Here is a 20,076-nt window from a genome sequence, read left to right on the forward strand (position 1 = left end):
ACCGCTGTCGAAGTACGCGACCGGTCTCGCCGCCCTGCGTCCCGGCCTCCCCGCCACGAACCGCTGGCACCCCGTCCTGCGCCGCCACTTCCCCGCGGGCGTCCTGTCCGCGCCCACCCGTCCCGAGGGGTCAGCATGAAGGTCCGCATCCGTCTCGCCGCCGCCGTCGGCTCGGCCGTGCTCGCCGCCGCCGCCCTGTCCGCCTGCACCTCCGACTCCCCGGACACCCCCGACGCCGCCGCGACCACCGGCGCCACGGTGAGCGTGGACGCCACCCAGAGCGCCGCCGCCGTGCTCGCCGCGAACACCACCGTGCACGAAACAGCCGCCCCGAGCGCCGATCCCGTGTCCGTCACGCTCAGCGGCGACTCGGCGAGCGCGTCGGGTGACGGTGTCACCGCGAAGGACTCGATCGTCACGATCACGGCCGGCGGGACGTACAGGATCTCGGGAACCCTCGCCGACGGGCAGATCGTCGTGAATGCCAAGGACGCCACCGTGGTCCTGGTGCTCGACGGCGCGCACGTCACCAGCACCACCGGCGCCGCGATCGCCGCCGTCGAGGCCGGGCAGCTCGTGATCCAGCTGGCCGACGGCAGCACGAACACCCTCGCCGACACCACCGCGTACGCCGAGGGCGCCGACGTCAACGCCGCCTTGTTCAGCGCGGGCGACCTGTCCGTCGCCGGCGGCGGGTCGCTCACCGTGACCGGCAACGCCAACGACGCGGTCGCGGCCAAGGACGGGCTGGTCATCGAGTCCGGCACGGTGACCGTGACCGCGAAGGACGACGGCATCCGGGGCAAGGACTACCTGGTCGTGCGGGGCGGCACGATCGCGGTCACGGCCGGCGGCGACGGGCTCAAGGCGGACAACGAGGAGGACGCGGACGCCGGCTACGTCGCGATCTCGGGCGGCACGGTGACCGTGACCGCGGGCGGCGACGGCGCCGACGCCGTGACGGACCTGGTCCAGACCGCGGGTACGGTCAGCATCCGGTCGGGCGGCGGCGCGCAGGTGACCCCGGCGGACGACACGTCGGCGAAGGGCCTGAAGTCCGGCGTGATCACGGTGCTCGAGGGCGGCAAGGCGACCGTGGACGCGTCCGAGGATGCCGTGCACAGCGATGGTTCCGTACGGCTGGGCGGGGTGGCCCTGGCGGCGGCCGCCGGCGACGACGGCGTGCACGCGGAGGACGCCCTGCGGATCGACGCCGGGACCGTGCGCGTCACATCCTCGGTCGAGGGCATCGAGGCCGCGCACATCGCCGTGGCGGGCGGCGACACGTCGATCGTCTCCCGCGACGACGGGCTCAACGCGGCGGGCGAGGACCCGGCCGCGACGGGCGGCGGCTTCGGCGAGCAGGCCGGCCCCTTCGACGCCACGATCTCCGGCGGCACCCTGGTCATCGACGCCGAGGGCGACGGCCTCGATTCCAACGGCACGGCGAGCATCACCGGCGGCACCGTGGTGGTCAACGGTCCCGCCCAGCGGGGCAACGGCGCCCTGGACGTCAACGGCACCTTCACCGTCAGCGGCGGTGTGCTCGCGGCGGCGGGCAGCTCCGGCATGGCCGTGGCGCCGGGCGAGGACTCCGCGCAGGGCTGGCTGTCGGCGACCTTCGACACCGCGGTGCCGGCCGGGACGACGCTGCAGGTGACCGGCGCCGACGGCACGCTGCTCGCCACGTTCGTCACCGCCAAGGAGACGGAGAACCTGGTGTACTCCTCGTCCGCGGTCACCAAGGGCGACAAGTACACGATCTCCTCGGGCGGCACCGCGTCGGCCGACCGTACCGGCGGGCTGGCCGCCTCGGGCACGCTCGGCTCGGCGCAGCAGATCGCGACCGTCACCGCGGGTGAGGCCCCCGCGGGCGGATTCGGCCGCCGGGGCCGCTGACGACACCTCCCGTCCACCTGCTGTCCATCTCTCGTTCCCAGGCTATTCACAGCGCGGTCCGAGCTTCCCCTGTCGTGCAGCCCTTCATATAGACAACCATGAAGCGCTTGCCCCTCCGGCGCCGCCGCTCCGAGCCGCAGCACGCCCCGCCGCCGCCCGCCGCCGCCGGCGCGACCACCACGCCCCGGGCCGACGACCATGCCGGGCACGCGCTGCGCGCGCCCGGCAAGCTGCACTCGTTCAACCGGTACGAGATCAAGTACCTGCTGCCCAGCGACCGGGTCCCCGGGCTGCGCGCCGAGCTGGCCGCCCGGATGGACCTCGACAGCCACGCCGGCGACGGCGGCTACGGGGTGTGGAGCACCTACTACGACACCCGGGACCTGCGGTTCTACTGGGAGAAGATCGAGGGGCTGAAGTTCCGGCGCAAGCTGCGCGTCCGGCACTACGGCGACCGGTTCACCGTGGACGACGACACGCTCGTGCACGTCGAGATCAAGCAACGGGTCAACCGGGTCACGCAGAAGCGGCGCGTCGCTCTGCCGTACCGGCAGGCCTTGGATCTTTGTGACCGGCGGCTGATGGTCGCGCACGACCCGGGGCAGCGGGCCTTCCTCGAGGAGGTGCTCGAGCTGGTGTCGCTGCTGGACCTGCGGCCGGTGGCGATGACCGGCTATCAGCGGGAGGCCTTCGTCGGGCGGGACGCCGACCTCGGGCTGCGCGTGACGATGGACCACCGCATCCGCGGCCGGGACCGGGACTTCGGCTTCGCCGCGGACGCCGAGAACAGGCTGATCGTGCCCGCGCGGCTCAGCGTCGTCGAGTTCAAGGCCAACGAGCGCGTCCCCTCCTGGCTCACCGACCTGGCCGCCCGGATGAACCTGTCGGTCGTCCGGGTCTCCAAGTACTGCCAGAGCGTCGAGGCGTTCGGCCGCGCCCCGCGCTCGATCTTCCACATCCCCGACGAATCCGTGAGGCCCGGCTCCCATGCCCTTTGACGTCCAAGACCTGTCCGGCACCTTCAGCGTCGGCGACATCGCCATCGCCATGGTGCTGTCGTTCCTGCTGAGCTCGATGGTGGCGTGGGTCTACCGGTTCACCCACCGCAACGTGTCCTACAGCCAGTCGTACGTGCAGACGCTGGTCATCCTCGGCATGCTGATCTCGCTCATCATGCTCGTGGTCGGCTCGAACATCGCCCGCGCGTTCGCCCTGGTCGGCGCGCTGAGCGTGGTGCGCTTCCGCAACGCCATCAAGGAGACCCGCGACGTCGGGTTCATCTTCCTGGTGATGGGCGTCGGCATGGCCACCGGCACGCGGTTCTACACCCTGGCGATCGTCGCGGCCGTGGTGATCAGCCTGGTCATCGTGGTGATGTTCCGCTTCAACTGGTTCGCCTCGAACGTGCAGCGCCAGGTCGTCAAGGTCCAGGTCCCGCCGGACGGCACCTACACCGAACACATCCAGGACGTCCTCATCGCCCACACCAGCGAGTTCGAGCTGATCAGCATGGAATCGATCCGCGGCGGCGCGCTGACCGAAATGATGTACACGGTCCGGCTCAAGAAGGGCACCGAGCCGGGCACATTGGTCACCGCGCTGGGCGAGCGCACCGGCGGGCAGCGGGTGACGGTCCTCACCGGGTACGACCAGACGGACCTGTGATGGCCCCGCAGAGGCGCCTGCGGCACCGGATCCCGGTGCGCGTCCGGCACTACTGGAAGCTGCTCGCCACGTGCGCGGCGGTCGTGGTCGCGTGCGCGGTGGTGTTCAGCACCGTGCGCGTGGCGCCGCTGGTCACCAGCACGAGCGCCGAGAGCGGCGACGACGTGACGATCGACATCGCCGGGTCGCGGGACCTGTTCGACGCCTCCGTGGCGCACGAGATCAAACTGACCTTCCGGGACGACGACTACGAGCGGCTGCTCGACTCGTTCTGGAAGGACGGGGAGAAGGACTTCCTCGAGGCCGACCTCACGGTGGACGGCACCGCCGTGCCCAGCGTGGGCATCCGGCTGAAGGGAAACTCGACGCTGCAGGGGCTCACCCGCGACGGCGAGTCCCGGCAGAACGGGTTCGGGGGTGGGCGTGGCCAGGCCGGCGGACCGGGCTTTCCCGGCGGTGGCGCACCGGGCGGGGGCTTTCCCGGCGCCGCTGACCCGGGCGCCGCTGACCCGGGCGGCGCGGCGGCTCCCGGCGGTTTTCCCGGCGGTCCTCCCGGCGGGGGTGGTCCGGGTGGCGGGGGCTTCGGCGGCGGGCGGACGTCGCTCAAGGCCGAGGAGCCGGAGACCCTGCCCTGGCTGATCCGCTTCGACGAGTACGTCGAGGGCCGCCGCTACCAGGGCCACCGCGAGATCGCCGTCCGCGTCGGCGGCATGGGCGGCGGCGCGAGCGTCCTCAACGAGGCCGTCTCCCTCACCGTCCTCGCGGCGGCGGACCAACCCACCCAGCGGTACGCCTACAGCAGCTTCACCGTCAACGATCGCCCCACGACGGCCCGCCTGATCGTCGAGCACCCCGACGAGAACTTCGCCGCCACGGTCGGCCGCGACGGCGTGCTCTACAAGGCCCTGTCGACCAGCCAGTTCACCGACCAGGGCGACGACCCGACCGACTACGCCGACGACTTCAAGCAGATCAACCTCAAGGGCAGCCAGGACACCCAGCCCGTCATCGACCTGATCCGCTGGGTCACCACCGCGGACGACAAGGAGTTCGCCGCCCACCTGGCCGACCACGTCGACGTCGACTCCTTCGCCCGCTACGTCGCCGCCCAGAACCTGCTGGTCAACTTCGACGACATGGCCGGCCCGGGCAAGAACTACTACCTCTGGTACGACCTGACCACCAGGAAGTTCCAGGTCGTCGGCTGGGACTGGAACCTCACCTTCTCCGGCAACGCCACCCAGGATCCCACCCAGGCCACCACCATGACCGGCGGCGGCCCCCGCGCCGCCGCCGGCGAGAACCAAGGCGGCCAACGCCCCGGCGGCGGCGGCTTCGGCGGCGGCAACGCCCTCAAGGAGAAGTTCCTGGCGAACCCGGCCTTCCACGACACCTACGCCAAGGCCTACCGCACCCTCTACCAGCAAATCTACGGAAACCAATCAGCCCTGACCGCCGTCGACACCCTCACCACCCTCCTCACCACCGTGAAGGGCGCCAACCCCGAATCCGTCGCCACCGAGGCCCAGAACCTCCGCACCTTCCTCCAGGAGCGAGCAACCTTCCTGGCCACCACCCCGACAATTACCGGCGCCTGACCACCGGATCGGCCGCCGCAGCCCGCCGGCGATCTGTGCACCGCACCGGTCGACTAGGGGCTCGCGGCGGTGGCCGGCGCGTTCGCCCACGTAAGCCGGGACACGCCTCGCCGGCTACCGGCATGGGATGCGGCTGCTGCTCGACCTTCTGGCCGGCCATGCCGGCGCGACGTGCCAGGAGCGCTGGGTGACGGAGACGAAGCGCGGTCCCGTTACCGGTGCCTCCTTGACGCTCGGCCCGGGTTCACGGGGCGGATTCGGCCGGGGCCCGCAACGATCTGGGGGCCGCAAGGCAGAGGTTTCTCAGGGAGCCAGTGGTTTGCGGGTCAGGAGGAAGCCGTGCTCGGTGAGGTGGTCGAGGCCGAACTTCTCGACCATGCGGTGGTCCGGGCGCGGCTCCCGGCGGACGTGCTCGATCGTGAAGTGCCGCCCGTAATACTCCTCGATCTTGTCCGGGCCGACCGTGAAGGGCGGGGTGGGCAGCACGGGCCGGTACTCGAGGGTGTTGATGAAATAGCGCGCCCCCGGGGGGATGAGTTCGATCATTTTGGCGACGTAGCGGGCGCGCATGTCCTCGGGGAAGGCGATGAGGGAGGCGCGGTCGTAGACCAGGTCGATCGGGCCCACGTCGGACGGTGTCAGCTGGAACAGGTCGGCCCGGCGGATCTGGAGATTGCCGGCGGTGAAGACGCCGGGCGGGTCCTCGGCCGGGGTGAGGCCGTTGTCGGCGAAGAACTGTTCCACCGCTTCCGGCACGAATTCGACGCCGACGACCCGGCGGGCGTGTTCGGCGAAGTAGAGCAGGTCGACCGACTTGCCGCACAGCGGGACCAGGACCGCCGCGTCGGCGAGGAGGCCCTGCTCCGCCAGGAGCGCCGCGTGCGGGTGCACCTCGCGCAGGTGGAAACTTGTCTTGGTTCCGCCCTCGGCCCATGACTCGAGCCAGAATCGCTCTTCCATGGTCACGGAACATAGCCGCCGGAGCAGCGATCCGTGGCCCCTTCACTCCGGCGCGTGACGCCCGTCCGAGGTCAGGCGCCCTTTTTCCAGGCGGATCCGCCGATTCACGCCGATCGCGGACAGGAAGCGCTCGTCGTGGCTCACCACCACGAACGCCCCCTCGTACGCCACCAGTGCGCTCTCCAGCTGCGCCACGCTGACCAGGTCGAGGTTGTTGGTCGGCTCGTCGAGCAGGAGCAGCTGCGGGGCCGGCTCGGCGAAGAGCACGCACGCCAGGGTCGCCCGGAGCCGCTCGCCGCCGGAGAGCACGCGGATCGGCAGGTGCACGCGGTCGCCCCGGAACAGGAAGCGGGCGAGGAGCGTCATGCGCTCGGCGTCCGTACGGCCGGGGGCGGCGTCCGCCAGGCACTGCGCGACCGTCCGTCCGGGGTCGAGCAGGTCGAGGCGCTGCGACAGGGAGGCGACGCGGCCGACCGCCGGGGCCACCGACCGCTCGACGAGGCGCAGCAGCGTGGTCTTGCCCGCGCCGTTGGCCCCGGTGAGGGCGATCCGCTCGGGTCCGCGGATGATCAGGCCGGCGCCCTCGAAGACCGTGCGGCCGGCCGGGATGCGCGTGCCGGGCAGGTCGAGCGCGATCCGGTCGTCCTGGCGGGCCGCCCGGTCGGCCTGGTCGCGGCGGGCCTGGGCGGCGGCGACCCGCGAGGCGTGCACGTCGGAGGTGCGCGCCGCCGAGACCTGCGCGCTGTTCTTCATGTTCCCGGCGAAGAGTCGCGCCAGCCCGGCATCGGCCAGCCCGCGGGCGGCGGTCGATGCCCGGCGCTGGGACCGCTCGCGCGCCTGCTGCAGCTCGCGCTTCTGCCGCTTGAGATCTTGCTCGGCGGTACGCAACTGCTGGGCGGCCGCCTCCCGCTCGGCGCGCAGACCTTCCTCGTACGCGGTGAAGGCGCCCCCGTACCAGCGGATCTCCCCGTGGTCGAGGGCCGCGATCCGGTCCATCTCCTCGAGCAGTTCGCGGTCGTGGCTGACCACGAGCAGGCAGCCGGCCCAGCCCCGGACGACGCCGGCGAGCCGGGCCCGGGCCGCCCGGTCGAGGTTGTTGGTCGGCTCGTCGAGCACCAGCACGTCGGGGTGCCGGAGCAGCTGCGCCACGAGCCCCAGCGACACGATCTCGCCGCCGCTGAGCGTGTCGAGCCGACGGTCCAGCGCGACGTCGCCGAGTCCGAGACGGTCCAGTTCGGCCCGCGTACGCTCCTCGACGTCCCAGTCGCTCCCGACCGCGGTGAAGTGTTCCTCCGCGGCATCACCGGACTCGATGGCGTGCAGCGCGGCGATCGTACGGTCGACGCCGAGCAGTTGCGCCACGGACTGCGTACCTGTGAAAGGCAGGTCTTGGGGCAGATAGCCGAGCGTGCCGTGCACGGTGACCGACCCGGCGGCCGGCCGCAGCTCGCCCGTGATCAGCCGGAGCAGCGTGGACTTGCCGGCGCCGTTGGCGGCGACCAGGCCGGTGCGCCCGGCCGGCACGGTCAGGGACAGCCCCGTGAAGACCGGGGTGTCGTCCGGCCACGAGAAGGACAGCGTGGAACACACGATGGAAGACATGGTGAGGTGACCTCGGAAGAGTGACGGGAAAAGGGAACGGCGACGCAGGCTCCGGGGGGAGATCACCCGGAGATGTCGTCGTCACCCGCCACCATCACTCCACCACGATATCCGGGCCCGCAACCGATTTGCGGGTGTCGTAGGCCCGCTGCCGTTCGGTGATCTCGTCCGCGTGCTCGACCGTCCACCAGTAGAGGTGCGAGAACGGCTCGCGCAGCGACTCCCCGAGCGGCGTCAGCGAGTATTCGACGCCCACGGGCGAGGTCGGCAGGACGCGCCGCTCGACCATGCCGTTGCGCTCGAGCCGGCGCAGCGTCTGGGTGAGCACGCGCTGGGTGATGCCCTCGAGGCGGCGCTTGATCTGGTTGAAGCGCTGCGGCTCGGTCAGCACCTCCATCGCCATCATCGACCACTTGTCCGCGATCTGGTCGAGGATCGGCCGGCTCGGGCAGTCGACGCGGAACACCGGTGCCTCGGTCACGCTGGGTATCCTCCATGATCCCTGGGATGCCGAAAGTGCGTTCTTGCGCCCCTTCGCTGATCACCAGCAGTCTAGGTATCCAACGCATACCTAGCCAAGGAAACCCATGAGCACCCTGCACGTGACCCGCGACCGCGGCGTCGTCACCGTCGTCCTCGACAACCCGCCCGTCAACGTCCTCAGCCTGCCGATGATGGGCGAGCTGATGACGCTGCTGCACGAGCTGCGCGGCGACGGGACCGCCAAGGTGATCGTCTTCTCCAGCGCCGACCCGGAGTTCTTCCTCGCCCACGTCGACATGACGCTCGTCGACGACGCGGAGGCGATCGCCGACCCGACCGCCGGGGCGCCGGAGGGCCTCAACGTCTTCCAGGCCCTCGGCGAGGCCGTGCGCACCGCGCCGCAGGTGACCATCGTCAAGCTGGCCGGACTCGCCCGCGGCGGCGGGGCCGAGTTCGTCGCCGCGGCGGACCTGAGCTTCGCCGCCGTCGGCCGGGCCGGCCTCGGCCAGATGGAGGTGCTCGGCGGCATCGTGCCCGGCGGCGGCGGTACGCAGTATCTGCTGCACCGCACGGGCCGCAACCGCGCGCTGGAGATCGTCCTCGGCGCGGACCTCTTCGACGCGGAGACCGCCGAGCGCTACGGCTGGATCAACCGCGCCCTGCCGGCCGGCGAGCTCGACGGCTTCGTCGACCGGCTCGCCCGCGCCATCGCCGACCTGCCCGAGGGCACGATCGCAGCGGTCAAGAGCGCGATTCCGCCGTACGACCTGAGCGCCGGCATGCTGCGCGAGCACGAGGCGTGGGCGAGCCAGTTCGCCCGTCCCGCCGCGGAGCAGCTGCTCCGCGGCGCGCTCGCCGCCGGCGCCCAGACGCGCGACGGCGAGCGGAACCTCGAGGAGCTGCTCAGGCGGGCTGGACGAGGAACGACGTCGCCGGCTGGTCGCTGAGCTCGTCGATGTAGAGCTCGGTGTCGCTGCGCCGCGTCAGCACATGATCCGGATAGTTCTTGGACTTCAGGCGCACGGCGCCGGCGGGCGCCCCGGACACCGGGCAGAACGTGGCGTCCTCGCGGAACAGGTCCGAGTCGTCGGCCTTGTCGAAGCGCAGCCGGTAGTCGAAGTGGCGCAGCCAGCCGCCGCCGGGCTCGCGGAACGAGAAGCACGCGTCGTCGGCGAGCCCGGCGCTCACGGTGAGCACCATGCGCTCGTCGGCGGAGAAGACCGCGAAACCGTCGTCACCGACCGACAGGAAGGAATCCTTGTCGCCCCACGGGGACAGCAGCCACGAGCCCGCGGCGAGCTTGACCGGCGCCGGCGACGTGCGGGACGGCTGGGGCTTCGCGGACGCGCTGGTCACCGCGGCGGCGGCCGGCTGGGGAGTGCCGTCCGACGACCCGGTGACGAGCCAGACGCCGATGCCCGCGGCGACGAGGACCGCCACGGCGACGAGGGCGAGGACGGCGGGGTGCATGCGGCCGACGGCACCCCGGCGCGGCTCTTGGCCGTACACAGTCATGGTTGTGAATCTCCTGATGCCACACGATTGGGGGAAGTTTGCGAGATTACGCGACGGCGTCCACAACCCGGAAACGCGGAGGCACGATGGCGGGCATGAGCCAGCCGGACACGACAGTGCCGCAGTCCGCCCGCATCTGGAACTACTGGCTGGGCGGTTCCTACAACTTCCCCGTCGACCGCGAGGCCGGAGCCGAGTATCTCAAGGTCTTCCCCGGCATCTCCGAGCTCGCCCGCGAGTCCCGCCGCTACCTCACCCGGGCCGTCACCTGGCTCGCCACCGAGGCGCACATCACCCAGTTCCTCGACGCCGGCGCGGGCCTGCCGGCCGCCGACAACACCCACCAGATCGTCCAGCGAGCCAACCCCCGCGCCCGCGTCGTCTACGTCGACAAGGACCCCTACGTCCTGGAGAACGGCCGCGCCATGCTGGCCGGCACCACCGGCGTGACCTACGCCGAAGCCGACCTCCAGCAGCCCGCGACGGTCCTCGCCGCCGCCGCCCGGGACCTCGACCTGACCCGCCCGGTCGCCCTCGTCCTCAACGGCGTCCTCGGCCACATCCCCTCCACGGCCGAGGCCCGCCACATCGTCACCACCCTGGTCGCCGGCCTGGCACCGGGCAGCTACGTCTCCCTCAGCGACGGCAGCCTCCAGGAGCGGCAGGACGCCGGCATCAACCTGGCCCAGGACGCCTACAACACCAGCGGCGCCGTCCCCTACCTGCTGCGGACGCCGGAGGAGTTCGCCGGCTTCTTCACCGGCCTAGACCTGGTCGAGCCGGGCATCGTCCCCGTGGTCCGCTGGCACCCCGACCCCGGTGACGACCAGACCAGCACCGACCAGTACGGCGGCATCGGCCGCAAGCCCTGACCCGGCCGTCGTAGAAGCGGCGTCGCACATAGACGAGGCCATCGTCGGTCAGGACAGGCTCGCCTGCGGGACGACTGATCAGTTGCGCCAGCCGCGGCGCCAAGGCGCCGCGGGAAAATACCGGTCCCACCCGGGATGATGGCGCGGTTCCCGCCCGTCGTGAAGCAGTTCGAGGAACCACAGCAGGGCCTCGTCCGCTCCGGCCGCGCCGTAGCTGTCCAAGCTGACGGGGTTCAATCCCTGCGCGGCCCACATAGTTCGCAGTACACGAAGGCGCGAACCGCAGGGTTCGCGCCTTCGTCGTGTTGTGCGTGATGACTCCACGCTAGTAGGCATGGTGGCGTTTCCAGCGGCTTCCGCCTAGGATTCGCAGGCGTCAGAATGTGCCGGTGCCTTAGTTCGAGATGACCACTGATCAGTTGATCGAGTCCGTCGACCACCGTTGCCGCTGAGCAGATCCTCGAACGCGCCGGCCTGCAACGTTTGCTCCGGGCGAAGCTGGACATGATCGTCGACGACGTGCTTGTGGTCTCCGAGGAGTTCGGGACCTCCGCCGCCGCGTCGACCTGCTCGGCGTGGACCGGACCGTACCCCTCGTGGTCGTGGAACTGAAACGCACAACCAGAATATCTAGTTCGCGCCAGAGCCGAGCATGGGAGCCAGAGGTTCGCGGCTTTCGGTCCGCTCTACCGGAACCGGGTCGCCGCAAGGTTTGCAAGAACCGGCACCAATTGCGGATCTTGGCCGGCTCGAACGATCCGAACCACACCGTCCCGGCCAGGAAACTGCACCTATCTGCTTTGACGCAACGCCCACGCCGGCCACCTCGACGTCTTGGCCGCACAATGCCGCGACCGAGCCTGCGTCCGCAACGAACGACAATGGCGCTGGGACCAAACCGCCATCCGAGCGGGCTGACCCCAACACCCCAAACGTTCCTGGCCAGGGCACCAGCTATCTAATTTCCGCACTTGAAGGGAGTTTGATCCTCTGAGAAGCTAATCCTTCTCAGCCTTGCGCCTTCCGATAAGAACCCCCCCGAGGAGCAGAACCAGTCCGATTATAGCGACGAGTACCCAAACTGCTCGCCAAGTCCCGTCACCGGAAGAGAGGGCGGCTGTCAAGACGCCAAGTGCCACACCGACGAGGACAGCTGTGAGAAGTTTGCTTCGGGCTGTCAAGAACAGTCTCCGTCCCGTCGACAATCATTGATTCCTCCTAGAGTGAAAGCTCCTCCTGCCAGACCGACCATGCCTGCGCCGACAAGCGCCGTGCCTAACGCGAATCCGGACAGCACGGCGGGGGCGAAGGCTGCACCGAGCAGCGCGGCGCCGACAACACGCACCACCCGAAGCTAGTGCGATGACCACAAACGTTCACCGGTTCTGATCCGTTAGACGGCCCTCGTTCGGGGCCGGCCCCAGCGTTGCTGACGCTCGCTGCGGACCCGGGCTCGTTCGCGACGCTGCGCGGTCAGCACGTCGGGGTGGCGGACGTTGGCGTTGCGCCACCGCAGGTAGTTCTGCAGCTTGCGGGCCAGGACGGTGTGGTTCGGGTGGTTCGAGTAGCAGCCGTAGAAGCGGCGGATGCCGTGCGTGCTGCGGAGGCGCCGAGGGCGGCACAGCGGTACACGAGGCCGGTAGCTGATTCACGCCCGACACCTCCACCAGCACCCCGCCGAACAGCGACAGTGTCCAGCGGCACTCAGCATGGACACGTCCCGCTGCCCGGCTGCTTGGTGCAGCAGCCGGGCAGCCAGCGTTATCGCCTGGTACGCCTGCTTCTCGCGAACGCCACAGCAAACAACGTGAGGATGGTGGCCATCCACGCGACGGCGAGAACGACCACTGGGACATCGGGCAGGAAGAGGCCCAGCACGCTAAGTACCACCGTCACCGCCACGCCCCAGGCTACGAACTTGATTGCTGCTCGCACGTTCGCCCTGGATGTATCGCCGTTTGTCATTTGCATACCTCCGGACGCAGGGAGCGGTGTGTTCCTGTTCAGAAAATCGCTGCAAAAGGCCCGGTGAGCAGGCCGACCGCGCCAGCGTCGGCAACGTCTTCCCGTGTGCCGCCACCGATTGCTGAACCGGCCATGCCACCGAGCGTCGCCCCGATGCTGCCCAGCACAAACCCGCCCGCTACGCAGGCGACACTGAGCGTGACACATCCTCCGACGACCAAAAGGCCTAGGAAGGCTGAGGCGCCGGCTCCTGCACCGATGTTCTCGGTGAAGTCCTTGAGCGGGGGGAAGTTGCCGGTGGGATCGGTGTAATTGACAGGGTTGGCACCCGCATATGCATAGCGGTTTCCATTGCTCGGGTCCCCGATGAAGCTAAGGCTGTCTTGCTGGGTGAAGCGGCCTTGGTTGGGGTCGTACCAGCGTTGGCCGTACCGGGTGAGCCGGGTGTAGGGGTCGTAGGTGCCGGCCGCGTAGCGGATGATGTTGGTTTGGCCCAGGGCGGTCTCGGTGCTGGTGGACTGCACGGTGCCGTAGGGGTCGTAGGTGTAGGTGGCGGCCACGGTCTTGTTGCTACCCACGACGGCAACGATCGAACCAAGTCCATCTTGGACGTAGGCGTAGTCGGTGGTGCCGACGCGCAGGCCGAGCGGGGTGCCAAGTCCGTCGCGTTCGACGTAGACCGTCTGGTTGTTGCCGTTGGTCCAGGACTGCAGCCAGGCCATGCCGTGCTGGTCCTCCATGCCGTAGTTGAGCTTGAAGGTGCCCGCCGTGGCCAGTTCGACCTGGTCGGTTCCGGCGTAGGTGTAGTCGGCGGAGCCGCCGGGGCCGTAGGCGTAGGTCATCTGGTTGGCGGCGTTGTACTGCAGTGTGCCGATCTCGGGTTCGGTGACGCGGGTCTGGTTGCCGCGTGCGTCGTAGGTGTTGCCGGTGGTGGTGATCTGGTTGCCCGAGTTGTAGGCAAGTGACTGGGTGGTGGTGCCGGCACGGACGACGGTCTTGCGGTTGCCGTTGGTGTCGTAGGTGTACTCATAGGTGCTGCCGGCGTAGTTGGTGGCCTTGGTCAGCCGGTTGCCCTTGTCATGGCTGAACTCGCTGACCGTGCCGGCGATCTCATCCTTTTGCCATTGCCGCAGGCCGGTGTCGTCGTCCTTGGCCGTCGAGCAGGCTTGCCCGGAAACGTACTTGGCGTAGCAGTAGGTGGTGTCGAAGACCTTGACCGGGGTGACCGAGTCACGGGTGGAGGTGATCCGGGTCGGCCGGTCGGACTTGTCGTAGGTGGTCTGCGTGTGCAGGGCCCACGTGCTGTTGGTGTCGTTGGCGGCGAAGTAGGTGTGGGTGCGGTTGCCGCTCTTGTCGTAGGTGAAGTTGTAGCGGGTGCCGCCTGCGGTGTCGAGGCGCACGAGCCAGTTGCGGGTGTTGTAGTAGTACTTGGTGGTGCCACGGCCGTCGATGAGCTGCTCGAGGTTGCCGGCCGGGTCGGGGCGGTAGGTCTGCACCGGGGTGTTCGGGGCGGTGCGGATGCGCATCCGGTTGAGCTGGTCGTACTGCCAGGTGGTGGTGCCGGTCGCGTCGGTGCGGGTCAGCAGGTTGCCGCCCGCGCCGTACTGGAAGGTGACGGTGGTGGTGCTTGGGCAGCTGGTGCCGGAGTACTCGCTGGTCAGCTGCCGGTCCTGGGTGTCGTAGGTGTAGGTGGTGGTGCAGGACCCGGCGGTGGCGGTGCTCAGTCGTCCGTACGCGTCGTAGGTGAAGGTTTTGACCGGCAGGCCACTGCCGGTCGGGGGTGTCAGCTTGGTGAGCTGCTTGTTCGCGTCATAGGTGTAGGTGGTGCCGTTGGTGTCGTTGCCCGGATCGGTCGATTTCTTGACCGTGCCGTCGTCGTTGTAGTCGACCTTGGCCTCAGCCGCGAGCGCGTCCTTGGCAGAGGTCTGGTTCCCGGCGCCGTTGTAGGTGTAACTGCTGCTGTTGCCCTGGGTGTCGATCGACGAGGACGGCTGGAAGTTCGCCGTCGGGTTGGTCGAGGTGGCCGCGTTCGCGTAGGCGGCACTCGCACTGGAGCCGCTCGGCGAGGCTGACTTGGTCAGCGACTCCCCGGCGTTGGCGCCGTAGGTGTTGGTGACGGTGCCGCCTTCGGGTGACACCGAGGAGGCGACGTCGCTGAACGGGGTGTAGGTGTCGCTGCGCTCGTTGCCCGCCGGGTCGACGGTCTTGGTGACCCGCTTCTGGTCGTCGACCGTGTAGGTGGTGTGCGGCACCGAGGTCACCGGCTGCGACAGGTTCTGCCGGGGATCCGCTACATCGGTCTGCGTGCTCGAGGTGTACGCGAACCGGGTCATCGAGCCTTCGCCGGTGGCGTTGACCGTGACTTGGTTGACCGAGGTGACCCGGTGCTGTCCGTCGTAGGTGATGTCGACGCGCGTGTCGTCGGCGTCGGTGGTGATCCGGGTCAGATCCCCTGCACTGCTGTACTCGAAGGACGTGCTGCGGTAGCTCGTCGACTGGATGTTCTGCAGCCGGCCCGAGCTGTCGTAGGCGTACGTGGCGGTGCGCGACGTGCTGCCATCGGCCCACTGCCGGTACCGGCTGATCTTGCCGTCGGTGTAGCCGACTTCCACGGTCTTGCCCGGGGCAGTGCCTTTGTCGGACACGACGGTGGCCCAGTTGGCGCCGCTGTAGGTGTAGTCGGTGACGTTGCCGTTGCGGTCCTCAGTCTTGTCCAGCACACCGTCAGCGGTGAAGAACAGTTCCTTGCCCGAGTCGTGCTCGGTCAGCTTCCACCCGGAGCCATCCTTGGCAAGACTCGCCTTGAACACCCCCGGGGCGGTGTAGCCGCTGCCGGACTTGGTGAACTTACCGACCACACCGTCCGCGGCGGCATAGGTGACCGAGCCGTCCGAGGTGGCTTCGTACAGCCGGACATCGGCACCGCTGCGGCTGCGCCAGCCCGGACCGAGGGAGCCGTTCGGCAGGTTCGTGCCGAGCAGCAGACTGTTGAACGACGCGCCGAGGGTGGTGTTGCCGGCAATACCCGGCAGGGTCAATTCGGTGCTGGTGAGCAGCAGATTGCCCGAGCCGACGTTCACCTTCATGTCGAGCCGGTCGGTCAACGAGAACGACACCTGAGTCGCGCCGCGAACGGGCCCGGTGCCTTTCGGCACCGACGGCGGATCGGCCACCGCCGCCGTCGAGGCCACCGCATTACGAGCGGGACTGGTGTAAAGCCAAACCTTGTCGCCGGTCTTCGGCGAGAAGACCGGCTCGATCACCGCAGCGGCCGAAGGGACTTCCTCGGCCGAAGCCGGCGAGCCGCCCACCCCTATGAGGGACGAGGCGGTCAGGACAACCGTGGCCACCGGCAAGGCGGCACGATGCCGTGTCATTGCACTCCCATCCAGGTGCCCGGAAGCCGTTTCCGGGCACGGAAGAACGCCGCCCGACCACCCGATGCGCGTCAAGGCGGGTGCTGCCAGAGAATCAGGAATGGCGACAGAATGGCGGATCGAAGCAGGCAATGGAAAAGCACAAAGGGGCAGCGCATACGAGGCCGCCCGCGAATCCAGCCTTTTAGAACCCCCCGTGTTTGCCGTCAAGCAAAGGTTATTGAAGTCCAATGAGGAGAGTCAATGCACCTACAGATTGACAAGACAAAACCCAACAGAACTGGTTAGACCGGACACAAATTGTACGGAGCGTGCGGAAGCATGGCCTCAGGGTGATATCGGCCACTGATTGTTGTCAGTCGTCAGGCTGCTCCAAGGACCGGTCGTCGCGGGCGACCCCATCGGCGACGAAGTGACCTGCGGTGAAGCATTGAGAATCGGCGTCGAAGACGGCGCCTTCGAGGTGTCGCAGGATCAGTAGGTCACATGCTGAGCAGAACAGAGCAACCCTTTTCTCCGCGAAGGCCTTGGGCTGGGCCCCGGCGATCGCGTACGTGCCCAGCGGTTCGCCCACCAGGACCGGCCGGACAAGGACGGTGCCCGTCGTTCCGTAGCCGGGACACGGCTTCACTGGCTCTCTGCCTTTGCTGGTGGCAGGGTTTCCGGGTTCGCGATCAAGGGCTGGCGTGCGGCGGATACCCGTAGCCGTTCTCCCACGGGAATCTGCCGTGCGGGTCGGGTCCGGCTACGCGAGGCCGAGGCGGCGTCCGGCTACGCGAGGCCGAGGCGGCTCAGGAGGGTGGTGACGCGGGCGGTTTCGTCGGCGATGAAGCCGGCGAAGGCGGGACCGTCCTGGTAGGCCGTTGACCAGCCGAAGCGCGCGCATGCGTCCGCCCACGGCGCCGACCCGGCCAGATCCGCGATCGTCTCGCGCAGGTCGGCGAGGTCCGCTGCGGGCAGGCCCGGCGGGGCGACGAGGCCTCGCCAGTTGGTGAAGGTCACGTTGAGGCCGGCCGAGCGTACGGTCGGCACCGCCAGCAGCGGCACCGGGTCGGCGCTGGTCACGGCCAGGGCTCGGAGCTGGCCGGAGGCGATCTGGCCGGCGTACTCGCCGGGGCCGGACATGGCGAAGGCCACCTCGCGGCCCAGCAGCGCCGCCAGGAGGTCGCCGCCGCCGTCGTGGCGGCGGTAGGCGACGCGGGCCGGGGTGATGCCGGCCGCCTCGGCGACGAGCATGGTCACGAGGTGGTCGGGGCCGCCTGCCGAGGAGCCGCCGCCCGCGGGGACTGCGGGCGGGTCGGCACGCCAGGCTTCGATCAGGTCGTCGAGGGAGCCGTACGGGGAGTCGCGCCGCACGACCATGACGGCCGGTTCCTGGACCAGGCGGGCGACCGGGGCGGTGCCTCGCAGGGTCACGTCGGCCGTGCGCTGGGCGCCGATGAGGCCGAGGCCCATGAGCATGAGCAGGTCGGGGTTGCCGTGCTCGTACGCCAGGCGCCGCAGGCCGACCACTCCCCCGCCGCCGGGCAGGTTGAAGACCTCGGCGCCCAGTTCGCGGGCCAGCACGCGGGCGGTGATGTCGTAGCCGCTGCCCGGCGGGTTGGGGACCATGACGCGGACGCCGCCCGCGGCACCCCGGCAACCGGCCAGCGCACCCAGGGCGCCGCCCAGCAGCACGCGCCTTCTCATCCCGACAGTGTGGCGGCAGGATCGGGGCATGAGACAGCGGCTCTCGCTGGCCGGTCAGCTGCTCGCCCTTCAGCTGGCCATCGTGCTGCTGGTGGCCGGTGCGGTGGCGGCGGTGTCGATCGCCGAGGCGGACGCGGCGTTCCGGCGGGTGGAGGGCGAGCGGCTGCGCTCGGTGGGCGAGAACACGGCGATCAACCGGACCGTACGCCTCGGGCTCGGCGACCCGCTCGGCCGCGACGCCCTGGAGACCGTGGCGGAGAGCGCGCGGGCCGTGTCCGGGGCGTCCTACGTCACGATCACCGACGCCGCCGGCACCGTGGTCACCGGGCCCGACGCCGGGCGCCCCGCCGCGCTCGCCGGCAGCCCCGCCCTGTCCGGCCGCTCGTGGGTCGGTGTCGTCGGGGACGCCCTGGTCGCGCACGTGCCGGTCCTGCGCGAGCCCGACGGGCGGTTCCTCGGGCTGATCGTGGTCGGCCGCGCGTACCCGACGCTCGCCGACCAGCTGGCGAGCGCCCTGACGAACCTGCTCACCTATCTGGTGCTCGGGACCGTGCTGGGCGTCGGCGGGTCGCTGCTGGTCGCGCGCCGGGTCAAGCGGCAGACGCTGGGGCTGGAGCCGCGCGAGATCACCGGCCTGGTCGAGCACCGGGAGGCGATGCTGCACGGCATCCGTGAGGGCGTGATCGGCACGGATCCCGCGCACCGGGTGACGTTGGTCAACGACGAGGCCGTACGGCTGCTGGGGTTGCGTCCCGACGCGGTCGGCCGCCCGCTGTCGGACTCCGGGATCTCGGCGGCGCTGCTGGACGTGCTCACCGGCCGGTCGCCGGGCGCCGACCAGGTGGTGCTGAGCGACGACCGGGTGCTGGTCCTCAACCGCCGCCCGGTCGTGCTGCAGGGGCGCGCGGCCGGATCGGTGACCACGCTGCGCGACCGCACCGAGCTGACGGCCCTGCGCCGCGAGCTCGACGTCAGCCGGCACACGACGGACACGCTGCGGGCGCAGGCGCACGAGTTCGCGAACCGGCTGCACACGATCTCGGGGCTGGTCGAGCTGGGCGAGCACGACGAGGTGGTGCGGTACATCACGCGCACGAGCGAGCTGCGCGAGCGCCTCGACCGTACCGTCACGGCCGCCGTGCGCGACCCCGCGCTCGCCGCGCTGCTGATCGCCAAGGCCGCCCTGGCCGCCGAGCAGGGTGTGACGCTGACCCTCGACCCGGAGACCGCGCTGCCGCCGGTCGGCGACCGGCTCTCCGCCGATCTGGTCACCGTCGTGGGCAATCTGGTCGACAACGCGCTGGACGCGGTGGGTCCGGGCGGGTCGATCTCGGTACGCGTCCACGGCGCCACCGTCACGGTGACCGACTCGGGGCCCGGGGTGGCCCCGGCGCTCGCGGATCAGGTGTTCCAGCAGGGCTGGAGCACCAAGGCGACGGCGGACGGCCACCACGGGCTCGGCCTCGCCCTGGTCCGGCTGATCTGCACGCGTCGAGGGGGTGACGTGTCGGTGCGCGGATCGGCCTTCACCGCGCGTCTGGCGAAGGAGGCCCGGTGATCCGTGTCCTTGTCGTGGACGACGACTTCATGGTGGCCCGGGTGCACCGCGGCTTCGTCGACAAGGTGCCGGGGTTCACCACGGTCGGCGCCGCGCACACCGGCACGGACGCGCTCGCCCAGGCCGGCGAGCTGCGCCCGGACCTGGTGCTGCTCGACATCTACCTGCCCGACATCACCGGGCTCGAGGTGCTGCGCCGCCTGCGCGCCACGGCGGACGGCGGCCCGGACGTCCTCGCCGTCACGGCCGCCCGCGACGTCCCGACCGTGCGCTCGGCGCTGCGCGGGGGCGTGCTGCACTACCTGCTGAAACCGTTCGGCTTCGACGTGCTGCGGGACCGCCTGGAGAGGTACGCGGCGGTGCACGACCGGCTCGCCGGCTCCGCCGATGTGGGGCAGTCCGAGGTGGACGAGCTGTTCGTGGCGGTGCGCGCGGGGGGCGTACCGATGCCGAAGGGTCTCACCCCGGACACCTCGCGCCTGATCGCCGGGGTGATGCGCGCCAGCGCCGAGGACCTGTCCGCCGAGGAGTGGGCCGGGCGGGCGGGCCTGTCCCGGGTGAGCACCCGGCGCTATCTCGAATGGTTCGTCGCGTCGGGAAAGGCCGAAGTGCGTCTCCGGTACGGACCCGTCGGGCGCCCGCAACGCCGCTACCGCTGGATCACTCCATGAGATGCCGGTGCGCCCGCGCCCAGCGGATGCGCGCCGCGGTCTCGTCGAGCGTGCCGTCCTCGCGCCACGCCAGCTGCGGCTGACGGCCCTCGGCGGCGAGCCGCAGCGCCATGTCGAGCACCTGCTGTTCACCTCCCGGCCGTCGTCGTCGATCCCCAGAAACTTCGGCGCGTACGGGAAACCGGCCTCCTGGAGAAACCGCAGCAACTCATGCACGCTCGC

Annotated in this window: 15 protein-coding genes and 1 pseudogene; 8 read left to right on the forward strand and 8 right to left on the reverse strand. The window is 70.0% G+C overall.

The features are described from left to right. Positions 1 to 135 precede the first annotated feature (135 nt). From RBH18_RS05975 to RBH18_RS05990, 4 genes are all read left to right on the forward strand, one after another. Positions 136 to 1,899, forward strand: a complete 1,764-nt coding sequence (locus tag RBH18_RS05975; RefSeq protein ID WP_306204932.1) for a carbohydrate-binding domain-containing protein — start codon at positions 136 to 138, stop codon at positions 1,897 to 1,899. Between the two features lie 98 nt (positions 1,900 to 1,997). Beyond that, the gene (locus RBH18_RS05980; protein WP_306204933.1) at positions 1,998 to 2,897 is read left to right on the forward strand and encodes a polyphosphate polymerase domain-containing protein; all 900 of its coding nucleotides are present in this window, start codon (positions 1,998 to 2,000) and stop codon (positions 2,895 to 2,897) included. After that, positions 2,887 to 3,564 (forward strand): DUF4956 domain-containing protein, encoded by a 678-nt coding sequence (locus RBH18_RS05985; RefSeq protein ID WP_306204934.1) that lies wholly within the window; start codon positions 2,887 to 2,889, stop codon positions 3,562 to 3,564. Before RBH18_RS05980 ends, RBH18_RS05985 begins: the two co-directional genes overlap by 11 nt. Next, complete coding sequence (locus RBH18_RS05990; protein ID WP_306204935.1) at positions 3,564 to 5,162, forward strand: CotH kinase family protein; 1,599 nt, start codon at positions 3,564 to 3,566, stop codon at positions 5,160 to 5,162. Before RBH18_RS05985 ends, RBH18_RS05990 begins: the two co-directional genes overlap by 1 nt. Before the next feature lie 303 nt (positions 5,163 to 5,465). On the opposite strand, the gene RBH18_RS05995 is transcribed toward RBH18_RS05990, so the two are convergent. The 3 genes from RBH18_RS05995 to RBH18_RS06005 form a co-directional block, all read right to left on the reverse strand. After that, positions 5,466 to 6,122 carry a class I SAM-dependent methyltransferase gene (locus RBH18_RS05995; protein ID WP_306204936.1) on the reverse strand — a complete coding sequence of 219 codons (657 nt, stop codon included), beginning with the start codon at positions 6,120 to 6,122 and terminating at the stop codon, positions 5,466 to 5,468. A 42-nt stretch (positions 6,123 to 6,164) separates the two neighbouring features. Next, positions 6,165 to 7,724, reverse strand: coding sequence for an ABC-F family ATP-binding cassette domain-containing protein (locus tag RBH18_RS06000; RefSeq protein WP_306204937.1), 1,560 nt, complete (start codon positions 7,722 to 7,724; stop codon positions 6,165 to 6,167). A gap of 94 nt (positions 7,725 to 7,818) precedes the next feature. Continuing rightward, the gene (locus tag RBH18_RS06005; RefSeq protein ID WP_306204938.1) at positions 7,819 to 8,205 is read right to left on the reverse strand and encodes a winged helix-turn-helix transcriptional regulator; all 387 of its coding nucleotides are present in this window, start codon (positions 8,203 to 8,205) and stop codon (positions 7,819 to 7,821) included. A gap of 106 nt (positions 8,206 to 8,311) precedes the next feature. Here RBH18_RS06005 and RBH18_RS06010 point away from each other — a divergent pair, with 106 nt between their 5' ends. Continuing rightward, positions 8,312 to 9,154: an enoyl-CoA hydratase/isomerase family protein gene (locus tag RBH18_RS06010; RefSeq protein ID WP_306204939.1), complete on the forward strand. Its 843-nt coding sequence runs from the start codon at positions 8,312 to 8,314 to the stop codon at positions 9,152 to 9,154. Here RBH18_RS06010 and RBH18_RS06015 read toward each other — a convergent pair. Then, a complete protein-coding gene (locus RBH18_RS06015; protein WP_306204940.1) occupies positions 9,111 to 9,722 on the reverse strand; it encodes an AbfB domain-containing protein in 612 nt (203 codons plus the stop codon). The genes RBH18_RS06010 and RBH18_RS06015 overlap by 44 nt on opposite strands. Positions 9,723 to 9,817: 95 nt before the next feature. Here RBH18_RS06015 and RBH18_RS06020 point away from each other — a divergent pair, with 95 nt between their 5' ends. Continuing rightward, entirely contained in the window at positions 9,818 to 10,594 is a 777-nt protein-coding gene (locus RBH18_RS06020) for an SAM-dependent methyltransferase (RefSeq protein ID WP_306204941.1), read from the forward strand. 1,393 nt (positions 10,595 to 11,987) lie between these two features. Here the strand turns inward: RBH18_RS06020 and RBH18_RS06025 are convergent. The 3 genes and pseudogenes from RBH18_RS06025 to RBH18_RS06035 form a co-directional block, all read right to left on the reverse strand. Further along, positions 11,988 to 12,164, reverse strand: a pseudogene (locus RBH18_RS06025) (IS630 family transposase); the annotation flags it as partial. 433 nt (positions 12,165 to 12,597) lie between these two features. Beyond that, entirely contained in the window at positions 12,598 to 15,909 is a 3,312-nt protein-coding gene (locus RBH18_RS06030) for an RHS repeat-associated core domain-containing protein (protein ID WP_306205014.1), read from the reverse strand. 798 nt (positions 15,910 to 16,707) lie between these two features. Then, entirely contained in the window at positions 16,708 to 17,625 is a 918-nt protein-coding gene (locus RBH18_RS06035) for a tripartite tricarboxylate transporter substrate binding protein (protein WP_306204942.1), read from the reverse strand. A 28-nt stretch (positions 17,626 to 17,653) separates the two neighbouring features. Here RBH18_RS06035 and RBH18_RS06040 point away from each other — a divergent pair, with 28 nt between their 5' ends. Both RBH18_RS06040 and RBH18_RS06045 read left to right on the forward strand, forming a co-directional pair. Next, positions 17,654 to 19,183 carry a sensor histidine kinase gene (locus RBH18_RS06040; protein ID WP_306204943.1) on the forward strand — a complete coding sequence of 510 codons (1,530 nt, stop codon included), beginning with the start codon at positions 17,654 to 17,656 and terminating at the stop codon, positions 19,181 to 19,183. After that, the gene (locus RBH18_RS06045) at positions 19,180 to 19,854 is read left to right on the forward strand and encodes a response regulator (protein WP_306204944.1); all 675 of its coding nucleotides are present in this window, start codon (positions 19,180 to 19,182) and stop codon (positions 19,852 to 19,854) included. Before RBH18_RS06040 ends, RBH18_RS06045 begins: the two co-directional genes overlap by 4 nt. Here RBH18_RS06045 and RBH18_RS06050 read toward each other — a convergent pair. After that, entirely contained in the window at positions 19,844 to 19,975 is a 132-nt protein-coding gene (locus RBH18_RS06050; RefSeq protein ID WP_306204945.1) for an immunoglobulin domain-containing family protein, read from the reverse strand. The genes RBH18_RS06045 and RBH18_RS06050 overlap by 11 nt on opposite strands. Positions 19,976 to 20,076: the final 101 nt, after the last annotated feature.

The organism is Actinoplanes oryzae (assembly GCF_030757795.1).
GTDB lineage: Bacteria > Actinomycetota > Actinomycetes > Mycobacteriales > Micromonosporaceae > Actinoplanes.